A 15,242-nucleotide genomic window follows, 5' to 3' on the forward strand; every position below is an offset into this window, starting at 1 on the left:
CGACAAACAAGATCTCGATGTCGGCCACATGCCCTGGATGGGACCACTGAGCATCGGCCGCACCCGCATGATCGCCTGCGACTGCATGCTCGGCGCCGTCCTCCTCGACGAAAACGGCGCCCCACTCGACGTCACCCCACTCAAAAGGCTTGTCACCGCGGCACAACGAACCGCCCTGATCGCCCGCGACAAAGGATGCGCCTTCCCCGGCTGCGACTGCGTCCCCGCCTGGACCGACGCCCGCCACATCAAACACTGGGCCAAAGGAGGACCAACCGTCATGGACAACCTGGTCCTGCTCTGCCGAACCCACCACACCCTGATGCACCGAAAACCCGGATTCACCGGACAATGGGAAATCCGGATAGGCACCGATCACCTGCCCTGGTTCATCCCACCACCGGGCATCGACCCCGACCAAAAACCCCGCCGCTCCACCACCCGGATCTGAACCCGGAGGTCACCGAGCACACGCCTCGGTGACCCATTCCGGCGGGCTTCGATAGCCGGAAAGGGCTGCGCTGCGTTCGCTATTGATAGCGTTGAGGATGTGTATGCACAGGGACCAGGTGCGTTGACGGTAAGCGGCCAACCGACACTTCAGCACATAGATTTCACTGTTTTGGATTCTTTTCGATTTCCCGACGGGCGGGGCTTCCCCGATTCATATCGCGCATTCATCAGACACGCTGGCTGGGCACGGACCTTCGGACTCTGGCTCATCTATCCGCCCGTCCTTCCCGGATTTGCCGACGGCTGGCAAGGGCGTGCCCGCAACCTCACCGCTCATCTTCATTCCGTCTACAAAGACGGACGGGACGACGAGTTCGATTGGATGGTCGAACCCGACGGCGATTGGTCGCTCCCCGACTCGCTGCAGGTTTTCGGATGGAGCGAGAACGGCGACGCTCTGCTGTGGGACACTGCATCCCGCGGCGCCGACGGGGAGTTTCCGGTTTGGGAATCGCGCTCGTTCAACTCCCTCCACCGCCTCGGCGGGAGCTTCCACGAAGCACTACCGTCCATTCGCACCCGGGCTCTGGGCCTGTTCGGACCTCCCACTAACGACATCGAACCTCTCCAGCCAAACGCGCTCTGATCTACGCGTCCGGTCACTGATCGACAGTGAAGTCCCGGGCGATCCTCAGAGGTGCACCGCGCTCAGTTTCTACGTCGACAGTGACGGTGTAGGTGCCAGGGTCGTAAACAGGGGTGTTGGTACCGAAGGTTCCACCCCCTTGGCAGATGTTGAAACCGGTGTCGTCGTAGCGCGCGATTTCTGTTCCTGCGCTGTTGGTAATTCGCGCGTGACCTCGGCAGTATCCGAGGTCGCTGCCTTGTGGTCGGTTCAACTTCCAGTGGTAATTGACGTCTACGTAGAATCGACCGTTGTTCTTGTGAACGTCCGAAATCTCGTAATGATCTGGCCCACGAGTGAATCCGAATCCGTTCGGGGTGATCTTCGTGATCAGTTCGAGAGTGGCGCCAGTATTGTTCGGCGACGGCGCAGTCGAGGTCGCGCGGGCAGGTCCGGTACTGTTCAGGGTGTATTCGAGGTGATTGTCACCATTGAATTCGCCGGCGATTCCCGTGATATTGGCCATCAACTGGCTCGGGAGGGTGGTGAACAGAGACGTCACGACACTCATCTTGTGCAGAATCCGACCTTGGCTGTTGCCCACTGCGCCTGTCGCCCCGGCAAGTCCACATTGAGCGAGATCGCCGAGTGCCGTGGTGAATTCGCCGACGTTGGCTTTACTCGGGTCAGTCAAACTTTCGTACACCGTCACCAAACAGTCGTAGGCAGATTTGGTCGTCTGAAATGCATCGACCAACTCGTCTCCTTCGATCCCGTACATGTCGAGACCGGTAAGAATCGTCTCCAATTGTAATGCGGCGGCGTCGACATCAAGGCGGACGACTCCCGTGGTCGTGCCGGCAGGTAACACCAGCGTGCCGTTGCCTTTCGGGGTCAACAGTCCCGATTTCCCGCCACCCAAACTGGATCGAAGCAATACCGCAAGTTGATCAGTCCCTTTCAACGGCGCTTGATTCACGAATTGGCCGGGCGGTTGAGAATTGACTTCGTAATATTGTGCGGATTTCGTCGCAAAGTCGACGGCAATCCCTTCCTCAGCAGCGCGGAGGCAAGCAGAAACTACCCCCGACTTAGAGGGAGTGAGCGTATATTGCGTGCCTGCTAGTTCGAGTTCGCGTTTCTCAGAGCATAATTCATCGGGTCCTCCTGAACTCGCCGCCCATACCTGAGTGAATGAGTCGGTGAGCACTTGCCCAACGTCGGTAAGGAGGACTTGGAAACTGCTGAGGTGAGTGGTGGTGGTCGTCACGGATTTCGACACCGCGTTCCATTCGGCAGGAAGCAAGTCACTACTGGCAGGATCATCGGAGTTGGCCGCGACGATCGGTCGAACAGAATCGCTGATCTGTCGGACGATCTCGGGTTGTCCGGACAAGTCGAAGGTCAACGTGATCGGCGTCTTGGGCTGTAGTCCATTTCCGAGAGTGAGCTGCGCCGGGGTTGTCGAGACCAGCTCCGCAGGAAAGACTTTACGGTTCGTCCCGACGCCACTCGAGAGTGTGAGCGTGGTCCCGATGTCCGCGATTCCCGCGGGCGCTGTTGCAGTGACACCGATCTGACCGATCTTCCCGCTAACCGATACACCGTTCTCGCCGACTTCAGCCTCGACAGGTCCATCACCTGCCGAGGTGTCGACAGTTGTAGCCACGGGCACAGCTGTGGTCACGGGAGTGTCGGACGAACTACATGAAAGCAGCGGGAGACACAGCGCCGCCACCACGAATACCGCGACTGACTGGGCCGAAGGGTTTTTCACCGGTAGAACCTCCTGAATTTTCGCTCCCGAGCAGGGGCAGGCCACCGACAGGGCGAACTCAGAGAGTTCTAACACGACTTCGGACTGAGTATCTGTAGTCCATCCAACGGACACCGTGGCAGTCAGTAGCATTTCCAGCACAGTAGCGATGGTTACATATTTCCGTTAACGTTGTTTACATGAGTTCGAGAGCAAAGATTCTGGCCGCAGCAACCGAGTTGCTCAACGCCTCCACCAACGGCGACATCTCCACCCGCGCCGTATGCGAGATGGCCGGCGTCGGCGCCCCCGCGCTCTACCGCCAGTTCGGCGACAAGGACGGACTGCTCGCAGCCGTCGTCGACGCAGGATTCGCCGAATACCTCGAGGGCAAACGCGCTGCGACGCCGTCCGACGACCCTGTCGCCGACCTACGGGCCGGCTGGGATGCGCATACAGCCTTCGCACTCGCACATCCCGCTCACTACCGGCTGATGCACTCACCCTCCGCCCAGAGCGCCGACACCGCCCTGCAGGCCCAGGCGCTACTTCGATCAGTTCTCGAACGATGCGCTGCGGCAGGCGTTCTGACCGTGTCCGTCGATGTTGCCACCCAGATGGTGATGTCGGCGAATGTCGGAGTTGCTCTGATGCTCGTCGTCAGGCCGGAACAGTGCCCCGATCCGACGCTGTCACAGCGAGTTCGCGACGGAATCATCGCGTCCATCATCGACGAGTCCGACGCCCACCCGGACGCCTCACTCAACAGAGTTGCATCGACTCTCGACGCCCAACTGGCCGGCGTGGATTCAACTTCCCTCTCCACCAACGAAGTTGGCCTGCTGCGCGAGTGGCTCCGCAGGCTGTCCGATGCACCCACAACCAGATCAGGAGTTACATCATGACTGACACCACCACCCGCGTAGCCATCGTCACCGGAGCTTCCGGCGGCATCGGGCGAGCGACTGCAGAAAAGCTCGCCGCCGACGGAATGGCTGTCGCCGTTCACTATTCGGGAAATCTTCAGCGCGCCCAGCAAACAGTTGACTCCATTGTCACAGCGGGCGGACGCGCCATCGCGGTACACGCCGACGTCGCCGACGTCGCCGACGAAGGTGAAGTCGCGGCCCTGTTCGATACGGTCGAGGAGGAGTTCGGGGGCATCGACGTCGTCGTCCACGCAGCCGGAATCATGATCCTCTCCACCGTCGCAGAACTGAACTTCGATGATTTCGATCGGATGCATCGGACCAACGTCCGGGGGACCTTCGTGGTCGACCAGCAGGCAGCCAGACGTGTCCGGCGCGGCGGTGCGATCATCAATTTCTCCACCTCCGTGAAGAAGTTGGCGTTTCCGACTTACGCCGCGTACGCCGCCACCAAAGGTGCCGTCGACGCGATCACCCTGGTTCTCGCGAAAGAGCTACGCGGACGCGACATCACGGTCAACGCCGTAGCCCCGGGACCCACAGCGACCGATTTGTTCCTGGACGGGAAAGACGAAGCAACAGTGGAGAACCTGTCCAAACTGGCTCCCTTGGAGCGGCTCGGCACACCGGTGGACATCGCGGAGGCTGTCGCGTTCCTCGCCGGCCCAGCTCGTTGGGTCAACGGCCAGGTCATTTACGTCAACGGCGGCGTGATCTAGCGCAACCGTCTACGAAGGACCACACCTTGGCAATTCCGACAAAACAGTCAAACCAGTCGACTTTGGTTGTAATGTGCAAACAATGGAAAACCAGGATCGAGGGTCCGCCCGGGCGTCACGACGACAGTTCATCAGCGCTGCGGGACTTGCTGCAACCGCCGTCATAACCCTCGCAACCTCGTCGACCGCCAAAGCTGCCGGCCCAACGGCCCCCAATCCAGGTTCGAGGATCGGCGACGGTGCCGAAGCCCAGGCCGTACAGCGAGTCGCGGAGAGGCTGCTGAACAACGGCGTTCCCGGCCTTGCCTTCGTCATCGTCAAGCCGGATGAAAAGAACCGCAAGACAAGTGTCACCACCACATATCACTACGGTCTGGCCGACGTCGAGAACGGCGTGAGGGTTACTCCGCGAACGCAATTCGAGATCGCCTCGGAGACCAAGACTTTCACCGCTGCACTGCTGGCGAGACTGATCGCTCGGGGAGAAGTCGGATTGGACGACCTGGCGAGCGAGTATTCGGATGGGAACCCTATGCCGAAAGGCAGTGATGGTTCCGAAATCACGCTTCGCCAACTGGTCACCCACCGTTCCGGTCTCAGCGACGACCCACCCAATCTCTCGGCTGGGTGCGCCGATCCCACACAATCGTGCCCGGACGAGAAAGCGAAGTACACGAGAGACATGCTCTGGGAAGGACTCCAGGCTCCCGGTGCCTTGGAGTTCTCCCCCGGAAGCCACTGGCTGTACTCGGACTTCGGGTTCGGACTACTCGGCACACTCATGGCAGATAAAATCATTCCGGGACAGGAGAAACCGCCCTTCGCGGCGGCAGTCGCCCGCGAGATCACCGACCCGCTCGGGATGATGGGTACCGTGATCGAGACCAAAGCCACGGACCTGGCCATCCCGTATTACCTCGACGGCACAAGAGCACCGCTGTGGAACAACACCGGTGCGATCGCCGGCGGCGGTGGCCTGGTCAGTACCGCTGACGATATGTCGATCTGGGCCGCAACAACTCTCGGCTATGGCAATAGCCCACTCAAACCGGTGCTGACCTCGATGCTCGAACAGATCGACACGCAAGCTCCGGAAAATCCGGCCTTCGGAATGGGAATGGCGTGGCAGCTCCAACCGGCGACGCCGAACTTTCCGCAACGGTTCGCCAAGAAGAACGGAGACAGCTCGGGATCCAACTGCATCACCCTGCTGGTTCCCGACAGCGGCTGGTCGATCACGATTCTGGCGAACGGCGGAAATGCGGCGATGATCGACCCCGCAGCAGTGAACCTGATGCATGATCTGGTTCCGAGACGACCGATATTCGGTAGTTCGACGGGAAGTTCGTCGGGCAGCGACGTCGGCTTCCAGACCGGGTCGTTCGGATAGACCCACTTGCCTTCGGGCGCTACATCTTCGTCGAGCGTGCCATCACGAAGCAGTAGAGCCCGTAGGTGATGATGCCCAATCCGGCAAGGATCAGCAGGGCCACTCCGTACGGCTGCGCGCCCAGGGTCTTGAACGCTCCGTCGAGCCCGGAGGACTTGCCAGGTTCGGAACTGTTGACCGCGAGAAGAACCAGAACGCCGACTGCAGCGATGGCCAAGCCTTTGGCGACGTACCCGACGGTTCCGAGTCGGCGCACGAAGTCACTCGGTGTGCCTTTCAGATCATCCAGGAAGTTCTGGCTCGCGCCCTTGTACACGTGGTAGATGCCAACAGCGATGATTGCGATCCCGCCGAGCACCAATGCGATGGTCCCCAGGGTGTTCTCCATCAAACGCGCCGTGATTCCCGCACTCTGACCGCTGCTGGACTTCCCGCTACCGCGAGCGAATCCGAATGCAGTGAAGGCAAAACCGAAATAGACGAGCGAAATGCCCAGAGCTTTCGCGCGGTTGAAGAACTCCTTCTTCTTGTCGTCCGAAGACGGCGACGACGAGCTTCCCAACGCAGCTTCGGCCAATCTCCACAACGCCATGGCAAGGAAGGCGACGACGCCGACCCACAGGGCGAAGACGCCCCCTGGCTTTCCTGCCAACTCGGCCATCGCACCCGATTGGTCCGCAGACCCGGATCCACCGAGAGCAAGGCGGATCGCGATATATCCGATCAGCAGATGAACGACACCGCTGACGACAAATCCTGCGCGGGCAAAGCGCTCGAAGACAGTGTTCTGTGCGACGTCAGCCGCCGTGGACGCGACGCTTTTCTGGTCCTGCGGTGACGATTCTTTGTTCATCATGATCGTCGAACCATATACGGACAGACGCTTCCCTCGAACGCCTGCGTCAAGTGTTTCGAGATCAAGGGTTTCGAGGGTTCTGATCCGGCGTCGACCGCGGTTCTTCGGGGTTGGGAACCTTGGGGTCGATCGTGTCTGCATGATCTCGTTGCTGGTTCAGTTCCTCGCGAGAACTCGTCGCCTCTTTCCGATGCTGCGCTGCATGATGTTGCAGCGCAGACGCTTCCGCCGCTTTGGCATCGGCCTCTGCCTGCACCATGCGCGCTTTGGCTGCCGTCTCTTCTGCCCGCGCCTCGCGCTCGCCTACTTGCAGCGACTTGTCTGCGACGTCTTCGCGGATCTGTTCTGCCTCGATGTGACGACGCTCGTCGCGCCTGTTTCGCGCCACCCACAGGAGTGCGGCCACGATCGCTATCACCACGACCACGGCAACAATTATCCAGATAATGCTGCTGGTACTCATACTGCGAGAGGTACCCACCTGCGGCTTTCTCACACGCAGGCAAACAAAGACGCCAAAATTACAGGTCGGTCGGATGCGTGTTGGCACCGCACAAAACGACGCACAGCTCACCGTCGGACGGCGGCGTCACCGTTCCGTTCAGAACCGGAACCAACGCTGCCGCGGTGCCCAACTCCACCAGAATCCGGAACTCCCGCCACAAGAATGCCCGAGCCTGTCGGATCGAATCATCGTCGACCACAACACTGTCTACCGAACTCTCCTGCAGCGTCTCCCAGGCGATGGCGCCAATTCGTGTGGCCCCCAATGAGTCGCCGGCAATACTGTTCACTTCGATGTCAACCGGACGCCCCGCATCGAGCGAGGTGTGCAGGGTGGCAGCTCCGGTCGGCTCGACGGCTACCACGTGATCTTCGGGGCGAGCCGCCGCCACGATTCCAGAGACCAATCCACCACCACCGACCGCGATGCAATACGTGATCGGCCCGGACACCTCGTCTTCGATCTCGAGAGCGATAGTGCCGGCCCCACTGACGATGTCGGGCAGGTCGTAGGCGTGTAGTTCGAGCGCACCACTGGTACGAGCGATGTCCGCAGCAGCGGCAGCAGCGAGTGCATACCGGTCGCCGACCTTGTGAACGGTTGCACCCAACTCCCCGAGTGCCTTCACCTTTGCTTCGGGCGCCGTCTCCGGCACCACCACTGTGCAGGTGAGTCCCCGCCGTCGTGCTGCCCACGCAGCGCCGATCGCAGCATTGCCGCCGGACGCGATCACCACGCCGGCATCGGGCATGGTGCCGTTGGCTACAGCTCGTTCCACTGCATTGAGACTGCCGCGCACCTTGAAGGAACCGCTGTGTTGGAGGTACTCGAGCTTGAACAGAACCGATACCTCACCGTGTGGCGTCGGCACCGCAGTTCGGAAGATCGGGGTTCGCCGCGCCAGCCCTGCGATACGAGTTCGCGCGGCTTCGACATCCGAGCGCTCAATTGCCAGTGGACCTGCATTGTTGTCGGCGGTGAGAGTCATACACCAACCCTACGGTTCGCAACTTCGACCCGAAGCAGTCGGCCTGCCGTCATCGGAATGTCTGTTTTTCACCAAAGAGTGCCCGCATCTGACCGAGACAACGACCATCGGGGTGAATAAATTTACTACTACAAGAACAACAGCGTCATCAAGGAAAGGCACACCCCATGTCGAAGATCGCAGTATTCGGTGGAAACGGTTTTGCAGGAAGCGCAATCGCGAAGGAAGCCGCTTCACGCGGCCACGAGGTAACCGTCGTCGCTCGCAGCGCGCAGTCCGGAACCGAGACGAATGTCGTGCAGGGTTCTGTTCACGACAACACGATCGTGGAGCAGATCACGGCAGACAACGACGTCGTCGTCGTTGCCATCCCCGCTCGCGAGATCGACGGCAAGCGCCTGCTCGACGCCGTCACTCCCCTCGCCGATGCCGCCGCACGCAACGGCGCTCGCATTGCAGTGGTCGGTGGAGCCGGCAGCCTGTTGGTCGCCGAGGGCGGTCCGCGCGTCGTCGATACTCCCGATTTCCCGGACGCGTACAAGGTTGAGGCGCTCGCTCACGCCGACGTCCTCGACGCGCTCCGCGCAACTGACAGCAATGTCGACTGGTTCTACGTGAGCCCGGCCGCAGCATTCGGCGCCCATGCCGGCGTCGCCCCGAAGGGATCCTTCCAGGTGGGTGGCGACATTCTGCTGACGGACGCCGACGGGAACTCCGCCATCGCGGGCGAAGATTACGCACACGCTTTCGTCGACGAGATCGAGACTCCGGCACACCGTCGCCAGCGTTTCACCGTCGCACACTGAACATGAGCAACCTTCGTAGGCGCGCAGCCTGGATGACCGTTCCCGCTGCCGCCGCCCTCCTGCTCACCGCGTGCTCCAACGACGCGGAATCCGCAACGCCCAGCAGTTCTACGACGTCCACGAGCGTTGTCGCCGAACAGGGCGATCAACTCGAATCAAACAAGACCATCGTCACGGATTTCTACGAACTGGCGTTCAACGGCCGTCAGGTTCAGCAAGCCGCCGACCGGTACCTTGGCGACGTCTACATCCAACACAATCCGACCGCCGCCGATGGGGCAGCCGGATTCGTGAGCGGCATAGGTGGTTACGTCGCGGCCACACCCGGATTGCATGCCGAGATCACTCGCGTTTTCGCCGAGGGCGATCTGGTTGCCCTCCAGTCTCACACCACGTCTGCCCCCGGCGACCGCGGCCAGGCCGTATTCGACATCTTCCGCGTCGACAACGGCAAGATCGTCGAACACTGGGATGCCATTCAAGACGTGCCGGAAACGTCCGCGAATCCGAACACGATGTTCGACGGACCCACCTCGTCGCCGTCCAGGACGTCAGAAGTTCTGGAGCGCAACACGGCCAACGCGTTGACGTTCCTGCAGCTCGCCTTCAACGAAGGCAAAGCCGCCGAGGCTGCCGACCAGTTGATCGGCCCGACCTACACGCAGCACAACCCCTCGTTCGCGGACGGTAGGGATGCGTTTGTCACGGCTCTGGCCGGGATCGAACCTGCTACCGGAGACAAGGCCACCACGTTTCCGCGAACGGTAGCCGAGGGCGACTTCGTCTTCGTTCAGACCTTCGCTTCGTCCGGTGAGGGAACGGCCGGCAGCGGCTCGATGGACATCTTCCGATTCGACGAGAACGGCACGATCGTCGAACACTGGGACGCCGTCCAGGACTACCCGTCGACGACTGCAAGCGGCAACACGGTGTGGGACGACGGTCGCTGAGACGACAACTCCGCACAGTTCAGAGAGGGCTGCGTGATCAGCCGACGTTGATTCGTTCCAGATCGCCGTCGTAGTAGTCCAACAAGCGCTGATCCATCACCCGGCGCCACAGCGGTGGTATCCACGCGATCACGATCATCACTGCGTAGCCGGCCGGGAGTTGCGGGGCTTCGGCTGCGCTGCGCAGGCTTTGGTACCGCAACTTCGGGTTGGCGTGATGGTCGCTGTGCCGCTGCAGTTGGTAGAGAAACAGATTGCTCACGACGTGATCGCTGTTCCAACTGTCAGCGGGGCTGCAGCGAACGTACGAGCCGTCGGCACGCTTGCCGCGCAGCAGACCGTAATGCTCGAGGTAGTTCGCCGCTTCGAGGAAGGTGAATCCGGCAACTGCCTGCAGCAGGAGCCAGGGTGCAACCTCCCAACCGAAGATGCCGATCAGCGTCGCGAAGAGGACAACGCTCATCGCCCACGCGTTGAGGACGTTGTTCTCGAGGCTCCAGGTTCGCTTGCCCTTACGCTGGAGTCGAGCGCTCTCGATGCGCCAGGCAGAACGCAGTCCGCCGAACACACTTCGTGGCAAGAACCACCAGAAGCTCTCGCCGAACCGTGAGCTGGCGGGGTCCTGCGGGGTAGCTACACGCACATGGTGGCCGAAGTTGTGTTCGACGTAGAAGTGCCCGTACAGAGACTGTGCAAGCGCCACCTTCGCGAGCCACTGCTCGACCTTCTCGCTCTTGTGCCCGAGTTCGTGGGCCGCGTTGATACCGACGCCGGCGACTACGCCCACCGTGAACGACATCGCGATCTTCTCCGCGATTCCCATCGGAGCGTTGATCCAGCACCAGCAGGCGAAGACCAGACCGGCGTATTGCAAGGGGAGGAACGCGTAAGTGCACCAACGGTAGTAGCGGTCCTTCTGCAGCCCTGGGATCGCATCGTCCGGCGGACTTTCGCCGTCTTCACCGGCCAGCATGTCGATGATCGGGATGACGATGACCAGCAACCACGCGCCGGTCGCCCAGAACAATCCGAGACGGAGGTTGTCGACGAGAAACCAGGAGATGAACGGGCTGAGTGGAATCAGCAATCCGAGCGGCCACAGGTACCTCTTGCGGTCGCGCCAGCGCGGATTTTCGCCGGACGGCGAGTCGGTGTTCTGGACAGCCTTCGATCCGGTATGCCGTGCGTCGGAAGTAGCTGTCATTCGCCGATCTCGCCTTTCATCCCCTCGAACGATTCGCCCCACGCACCGTTCACGCTCAGCAAACCACGACTCACGCGCTGACGGATGTGGCCGCGAACGCACGGCGCTCTACTGGAAACCGACCGGGACACATGTCCGGCACGCGCTCTCCCCCGAGAAGCGACTGTTCACCCCGACAGCTGATCCGGACAAAATACCCCATCGATCTGCGGCAATCGGCACCGACACAGCCTTTCGCTGCGCGTCGAAACGTCAAGGGTTTGGCAAGATCAGCCCAGATCCGCCTCAACGAGTAACGGTAACCACCAGTGACAGAAATCATAAGCAGGGGACAGGATCCTCGTCCCAGATAGCAACCAAAAAGACTGCGCGCCCTCAACTGGTCGGTTGCGGGCGCGCAGTCCAAAGGTGAGCAAGCGTCAGAGCGTTGCAAACACCTTCGTTTTCACTTCGTTCAGCCAACCGTTCGCGGTCACGAAATCTGTGACGCTCGACTGCAATCCGAAGACGTGCCCAGCCTGCGCCGCCGGCAGCCTTGTGAAGAGGTTGTCGTCGAGGACCGCCTGAACCGCCGCACTGGTCGACCCGTCCGCATTCAGCGGGTACAGCACGACCGTCACACCGTTCATGATGTCGGCCAACTGCTCCATCGGGTAGGACTCGTATCCGGCATCGGTGTAATTGGTCGGAACACCGGGCCCATACGCCAATCCGAGTTCGTTGACGACCAAATTGCCGATCGCACCGGTGGGCTGCTGAACCGAGAACGCGCCGGGTGCGTCTCCGAGTGAAATGTGAATCCACTTGTTATTGGCGATCACATCCGCGTACTCGCCGCGAACACGTTCGAGATTCGTTTCGTAAGCAGTGCGCGTCGACTCGAGCACGTCGGTCTTGCCGATCGCCTCCGCGATCTCGGTGGTGATCGTCTTCCAGTCGCCCCGGCTCTCGCCCTTGACGATGACAGTGGGCGCAATGCCCGACAGACGGTCGAACGCCGCTTGGTCCACCTCGTCGGCGTCACCGACGATGATGTCGGGATCCGCCGCAGCGATCGCTTCGAAGTTCATTTCCCCGAAAGGCCCGATGGTCGGGAGCCCGTCGACGAAGGCCTGTTGCTCCGGCGTGAATTCACTGATCCACTTGCCGTAGTCCTGCACAGCAGCCGGTTTCACTCCGAGGGACATCAGCTGCCAAGGAGTGTCGTACGACGCGGCGACGACGCGCTGCGGTGAAACCGGAACCTCGATGTCCCCGTACGCCGACGCGACGGTCCGGACGTCAGTCTGCTCGGAATCGGCCGACGACGAGGAACATCCGGTCATCAGCATCGCACCGACAACGGCTGCTGCCGCCGCTGCGATGACTCTGGAACCGAAAGAAGATGATCGAATTGCGCGCACGCAGAACTCCTACAGGGTGATTGTTTAGCCAACCCTAAGTTGATGCTCGGGCGCTACACAAGTCCGATCGAGGCCCTTTGAGTCGCTGTTCGGACTAGTCCTGTAGTCAATCGGCCATCGGCGTGCGCGGATGATCGATCAGGCTTGCGAACTCGCCCGGAGTCACACCCATCGTTCGACGGAATGCCGCGCCGAACGCGCTTTCGGAACGAAAACCCGTCTTCCGCGCCACAAACGAGATGCTTCGACCGAGTGCCAGAAGTTGCATCGCGTGATGAGCCCGCAGTCGCATACGCCATTCCGAGAAGGTCAGTCCCGTCTCAACCGGAAACCTTCGCGTGAGGGTCCTCGTGCTGACTTTCGCGTCGGCGGCCCACTCCTCCACCGATCGGGTGTCGGCCGGGCTGGCAACCAACTGATCTGCGATCTGCCGAAGCCACGGCGTCGTCGGCAGCGGTACATCGAAAATCAGTCGCGGAACGGGTTCGACGAGGTCGATGGCAAACGCCTCGGCTCGCCGACGCTCCGCGTCCGTCAGGTCGTCTCGGGTGAGGTGATCGAGTACTTGTTCGAGCAGCGGCGGGGTGGACAAGGCCACCACACGATCCAACCCGGTCACATCGGATGCCACCAACCACGTGCACGACAATTCGGTGCCGCTGCGCGCCGTCACCTCGTGGGGAACAAAGGAGGGGATCCACAGACTGACCCCGCTCGGCACGGTGTACACGGTCTCCGGAGTACGGACCTCGAGCACACCATCGATCGCCCACAGCAATTCGTGATCGCTGTGGCGGTGCATGTCCCAGGTGTAGTCGGAATCGACCGCCAACCGATTGGTCGCCAACCGCAGGTAACCGTCGGCGCTGACACGCAGCGGTCGCACCACGCGTTGCCACTCGGACAGTTCGTCGAGTGGACTGCTGAGCGGGTAGTCGATCTGCTCGCTCACCGCAGAGTCGACAGTTCGGGGTGGCCGAACAGGCCGGGTAACCCACCGGTGTGCAGGAAGACCGTTTTTGATCCCGCCGTGATGGCCTTGTCCTTCACGAGTTGGATCAATCCCGCAAAGGCTCGGCCGGTGTACGTCGGATCGAGGAAGATGCCCTCCGTACGAGCCAAACATCTGATCGCGCCGGCTGATGCTTCCGTAAGCGTCGAATAGCCTTGGCCAACTTGGTTTCGGACGATCTGAAGATCCTCGGCTCGCACAGTAGACCCGGGCATCTCGTCCACTAACCCAGCGACAGTCGACACTGGATCGGCAACAGCCCCGACATCGACGCCGACAACCCTGTCGACGCCCAGATGGGCGACAAGGCCAGCCATCGTTCCGCCCGATCCGAGCGCAACCACGACGCGATCCACTCCGGGGAGTTGCTGCTCGATCTCGCGTGCGCAGTCGACGTAGCCCTGCGCGGCCACCGCACTGGTGCCACCGAAGGGAATGACAAAAGGAACACCGCCCGAGTCAGCGACGGCCTGCACCGCGGCGTCGACCGCGGATGCCGTGTCCCCGCCAGCCCAGACGATCTCAGCGCCGGCGAGTGCATCCAGAACGAGATTGCCCTGCGCGGATTCCGGCTCGGCACCACCGAGCACCAGCACACAACGCAATCCCAACCGAGCGGCTGCCGCTGCAGTCAACCGAGCGTGATTGCTTTGCGGTGCGCCGGTAGTGATCAGAGTCGTCGCGCCGACCGCCAAAGCCTGAGCGCAGGTGTACTGCAGCTTTCGGATCTTGTTGCCGCCGCCGCCCAGGCCGATGACGTCGTCACGTTTGATCCACAGGTCTTCCGGACCCAATCCGAGTGCCTGCGCGCAACGCGCCACAGGTTCGACGGGCGTCGGCCAACTGCCCAGGCTGATCGGCTGTACGGCGGAACTGAACATTCGACGAGTCTAGTTCGACCGTGTACCTACAGGCTGTGCTCGAATACAGTCCGTACTCGCATACAGTCGGGACATGGGAACTTTCACGACGACCACACGTGACGTACCGCTGACCGTCAGTCGACTGGATTCGCCGAGTGAACCGTTGCATGCAGTAGTCGTTCTCCAAGAAGCGTGGGGCGTGAACAAACACATCGAGAGCATCCTCGAGCGCCTCGCCGCCGCCGGCTACCTTGCCGTCGCCCCGCACCTCTACCACCGCGGCGCACAAACGTCCTTCACCGACTTTCCATCCGCGAAGGACGCGCTCATGGCGCTCGACAGCACAGGCATCGGCCACGACGTACGTGCCGCCGTCGACTACTGCCGATCCGAGGGAGCAGACAGAGTCGGCTCCCTCGGATTCTGCATGGGCGGCACCGCGTCACTGTGGTGTGCCGCGGTACCCCTCGTCGATTCCGCTGTCACGTACTACGGCGGAGGTGTCGCCGAGGCCCGGTGGGATGGAATCGCGGCAGGCACCGAACTTGCAGCGCAACTGCAGGTCCCGTGGCTCGGTCACTACGGCGACCTCGATCCGAGTATCCCGCCGGAGAGCGTCGAGCAATTGCGCGCAACCGCGTCCGATCTCGCCCGGGTGTACCGCTATGCCGACGCCGGCCACGCGTTCAACAACGACACTTCGACCAGCCACTACGCCCCGGATTCTGCTGCCCTCGCCTGGACCCGCACTATGGAGTTCTTCACCGAAACCTTATGATTGCC

The 15,242-nt window shown here is 61.5% G+C and carries 17 protein-coding genes; 9 read left to right on the top strand and 8 right to left on the bottom strand.

The genetic code is table 11. The annotated features are described in order from the left end of the window. On the top strand, positions 1 to 451 hold a 451-nt coding region (locus I7X09_RS17070), incomplete at its 5' end, for an HNH endonuclease signature motif containing protein (protein WP_200313092.1). A gap of 171 nt (positions 452 to 622) precedes the next feature. Then, positions 623 to 1,099, top strand: coding sequence for an SMI1/KNR4 family protein (locus I7X09_RS17075; protein ID WP_200313093.1), 477 nt, complete (start codon positions 623 to 625; stop codon positions 1,097 to 1,099). Between the two features lie 13 nt (positions 1,100 to 1,112). On the opposite strand, the gene I7X09_RS17080 is transcribed toward I7X09_RS17075, so the two are convergent. Then, entirely contained in the window at positions 1,113 to 2,348 is a 1,236-nt protein-coding gene (locus tag I7X09_RS17080; protein WP_200313094.1) for a hypothetical protein, read from the bottom strand. Between I7X09_RS17080 and I7X09_RS17085 the strand changes: the two genes are divergently transcribed. The 4 genes from I7X09_RS17085 (at position 2,338) to I7X09_RS17100 (ending at position 5,872) form a co-directional block, all read left to right on the top strand. Further along, the gene (locus I7X09_RS17085) at positions 2,338 to 2,658 is read left to right on the top strand and encodes a hypothetical protein (protein ID WP_200313095.1); all 321 of its coding nucleotides are present in this window, start codon (positions 2,338 to 2,340) and stop codon (positions 2,656 to 2,658) included. The genes I7X09_RS17080 and I7X09_RS17085 overlap by 11 nt on opposite strands. A 376-nt stretch (positions 2,659 to 3,034) precedes the next feature. Then, positions 3,035 to 3,739 carry a TetR/AcrR family transcriptional regulator gene (locus I7X09_RS17090; protein WP_200313096.1) on the top strand — a complete coding sequence of 235 codons (705 nt, stop codon included), beginning with the start codon at positions 3,035 to 3,037 and terminating at the stop codon, positions 3,737 to 3,739. After that, the gene (locus I7X09_RS17095) at positions 3,736 to 4,482 is read left to right on the top strand and encodes an SDR family oxidoreductase (RefSeq protein WP_200313097.1); all 747 of its coding nucleotides are present in this window, start codon (positions 3,736 to 3,738) and stop codon (positions 4,480 to 4,482) included. The genes I7X09_RS17090 and I7X09_RS17095 overlap by 4 nt, the downstream gene beginning before the upstream one ends. Positions 4,483 to 4,564: 82 nt before the next feature. Next, positions 4,565 to 5,872 (top strand): serine hydrolase domain-containing protein, encoded by a 1,308-nt coding sequence (locus I7X09_RS17100; protein ID WP_200313098.1) that lies wholly within the window; start codon positions 4,565 to 4,567, stop codon positions 5,870 to 5,872. Between the two features lie 19 nt (positions 5,873 to 5,891). Here the strand turns inward: I7X09_RS17100 and I7X09_RS17105 are convergent, their stop codons facing one another. The 3 genes from I7X09_RS17105 to I7X09_RS17115 form a co-directional block, all read right to left on the bottom strand. Then, positions 5,892 to 6,728, bottom strand: a complete 837-nt coding sequence (locus I7X09_RS17105) for a DUF1206 domain-containing protein (protein WP_200313099.1) — start codon at positions 6,726 to 6,728, stop codon at positions 5,892 to 5,894. Positions 6,729 to 6,789: 61 nt separating this feature from the next. After that, positions 6,790 to 7,191 carry a hypothetical protein gene (locus tag I7X09_RS17110; protein ID WP_020971062.1) on the bottom strand — a complete coding sequence of 134 codons (402 nt, stop codon included), beginning with the start codon at positions 7,189 to 7,191 and terminating at the stop codon, positions 6,790 to 6,792. Positions 7,192 to 7,249: 58 nt separating this feature from the next. Further along, the gene (locus I7X09_RS17115) at positions 7,250 to 8,221 is read right to left on the bottom strand and encodes a serine/threonine dehydratase (protein WP_200313100.1); all 972 of its coding nucleotides are present in this window, start codon (positions 8,219 to 8,221) and stop codon (positions 7,250 to 7,252) included. A gap of 167 nt (positions 8,222 to 8,388) precedes the next feature. On the opposite strand from I7X09_RS17115, the gene I7X09_RS17120 reads away from it, so the two are divergent. Together I7X09_RS17120 and I7X09_RS17125 are read left to right on the top strand one after the other, a co-directional pair. Continuing rightward, positions 8,389 to 9,027: an NAD(P)-dependent oxidoreductase gene (locus tag I7X09_RS17120; protein WP_200313101.1), complete on the top strand. Its 639-nt coding sequence runs from the start codon at positions 8,389 to 8,391 to the stop codon at positions 9,025 to 9,027. 2 nt (positions 9,028 to 9,029) lie between these two features. Next, on the top strand, positions 9,030 to 9,977 hold the full coding sequence (locus I7X09_RS17125; RefSeq protein WP_095972738.1) for a nuclear transport factor 2 family protein: 948 nt from the start codon (positions 9,030 to 9,032) through the stop codon (positions 9,975 to 9,977). 37 nt (positions 9,978 to 10,014) lie between these two features. Here I7X09_RS17125 and I7X09_RS17130 read toward each other — a convergent pair whose 3' ends face one another. The 4 genes from I7X09_RS17130 to I7X09_RS17145 form a co-directional block, all read right to left on the bottom strand. Next, the gene (locus I7X09_RS17130; RefSeq protein ID WP_124568134.1) at positions 10,015 to 11,181 is read right to left on the bottom strand and encodes an alkane 1-monooxygenase; all 1,167 of its coding nucleotides are present in this window, start codon (positions 11,179 to 11,181) and stop codon (positions 10,015 to 10,017) included. Between the two features lie 419 nt (positions 11,182 to 11,600). After that, the gene (locus tag I7X09_RS17135; protein WP_166812772.1) at positions 11,601 to 12,584 is read right to left on the bottom strand and encodes an ABC transporter substrate-binding protein; all 984 of its coding nucleotides are present in this window, start codon (positions 12,582 to 12,584) and stop codon (positions 11,601 to 11,603) included. Positions 12,585 to 12,690: 106 nt separating this feature from the next. Next, positions 12,691 to 13,536, bottom strand: coding sequence for a helix-turn-helix transcriptional regulator (locus tag I7X09_RS17140; protein ID WP_200313102.1), 846 nt, complete (start codon positions 13,534 to 13,536; stop codon positions 12,691 to 12,693). After that, positions 13,533 to 14,477 (bottom strand): D-cysteine desulfhydrase family protein, encoded by a 945-nt coding sequence (locus I7X09_RS17145; RefSeq protein WP_200313103.1) that lies wholly within the window; start codon positions 14,475 to 14,477, stop codon positions 13,533 to 13,535. The genes I7X09_RS17140 and I7X09_RS17145 overlap by 4 nt, the downstream gene beginning before the upstream one ends. A gap of 73 nt (positions 14,478 to 14,550) precedes the next feature. Here I7X09_RS17145 and I7X09_RS17150 point away from each other — a divergent pair, with 73 nt between their 5' ends. Continuing rightward, the gene (locus tag I7X09_RS17150) at positions 14,551 to 15,237 is read left to right on the top strand and encodes a dienelactone hydrolase family protein (protein WP_200313104.1); all 687 of its coding nucleotides are present in this window, start codon (positions 14,551 to 14,553) and stop codon (positions 15,235 to 15,237) included. Positions 15,238 to 15,242 lie beyond the last annotated feature (5 nt).

This window comes from Rhodococcus sp. P-2 (genome assembly GCF_016598535.1).
GTDB classification, from domain to species: domain Bacteria; phylum Actinomycetota; class Actinomycetes; order Mycobacteriales; family Mycobacteriaceae; genus Rhodococcus_F; species Rhodococcus_F baikonurensis.

What these genes read in the sequence shown, in the direction of transcription:
- I7X09_RS17090 (WP_200313096.1), top strand. Translation starts at nt 3,035, where the DNA reads ATGAGTTCGAGAGCAAAGATTCTGGCCGCAGCAACCGAGTTGCTCAAC.
- I7X09_RS17095 (WP_200313097.1), top strand. Translation starts at nt 3,736, where the DNA reads ATGACTGACACCACCACCCGCGTAGCCATCGTCACCGGAGCTTCCGGC.
- I7X09_RS17100 (WP_200313098.1), top strand. Translation starts at nt 4,565, where the DNA reads ATGGAAAACCAGGATCGAGGGTCCGCCCGGGCGTCACGACGACAGTTC.
- I7X09_RS17105 (WP_200313099.1), bottom strand. Translation starts at nt 6,728, where the DNA reads ATGATGAACAAAGAATCGTCACCGCAGGACCAGAAAAGCGTCGCGTCC.
- I7X09_RS17110 (WP_020971062.1), bottom strand. Translation starts at nt 7,191, where the DNA reads ATGAGTACCAGCAGCATTATCTGGATAATTGTTGCCGTGGTCGTGGTG.
- I7X09_RS17115 (WP_200313100.1), bottom strand. Translation starts at nt 8,221, where the DNA reads ATGACTCTCACCGCCGACAACAATGCAGGTCCACTGGCAATTGAGCGC.
- I7X09_RS17120 (WP_200313101.1), top strand. Translation starts at nt 8,389, where the DNA reads ATGTCGAAGATCGCAGTATTCGGTGGAAACGGTTTTGCAGGAAGCGCA.
- I7X09_RS17125 (WP_095972738.1), top strand. Translation starts at nt 9,030, where the DNA reads ATGAGCAACCTTCGTAGGCGCGCAGCCTGGATGACCGTTCCCGCTGCC.
- I7X09_RS17130 (WP_124568134.1), bottom strand. Translation starts at nt 11,181, where the DNA reads ATGACAGCTACTTCCGACGCACGGCATACCGGATCGAAGGCTGTCCAG.
- I7X09_RS17145 (WP_200313103.1), bottom strand. Translation starts at nt 14,477, where the DNA reads ATGTTCAGTTCCGCCGTACAGCCGATCAGCCTGGGCAGTTGGCCGACG.
- I7X09_RS17150 (WP_200313104.1), top strand. Translation starts at nt 14,551, where the DNA reads ATGGGAACTTTCACGACGACCACACGTGACGTACCGCTGACCGTCAGT.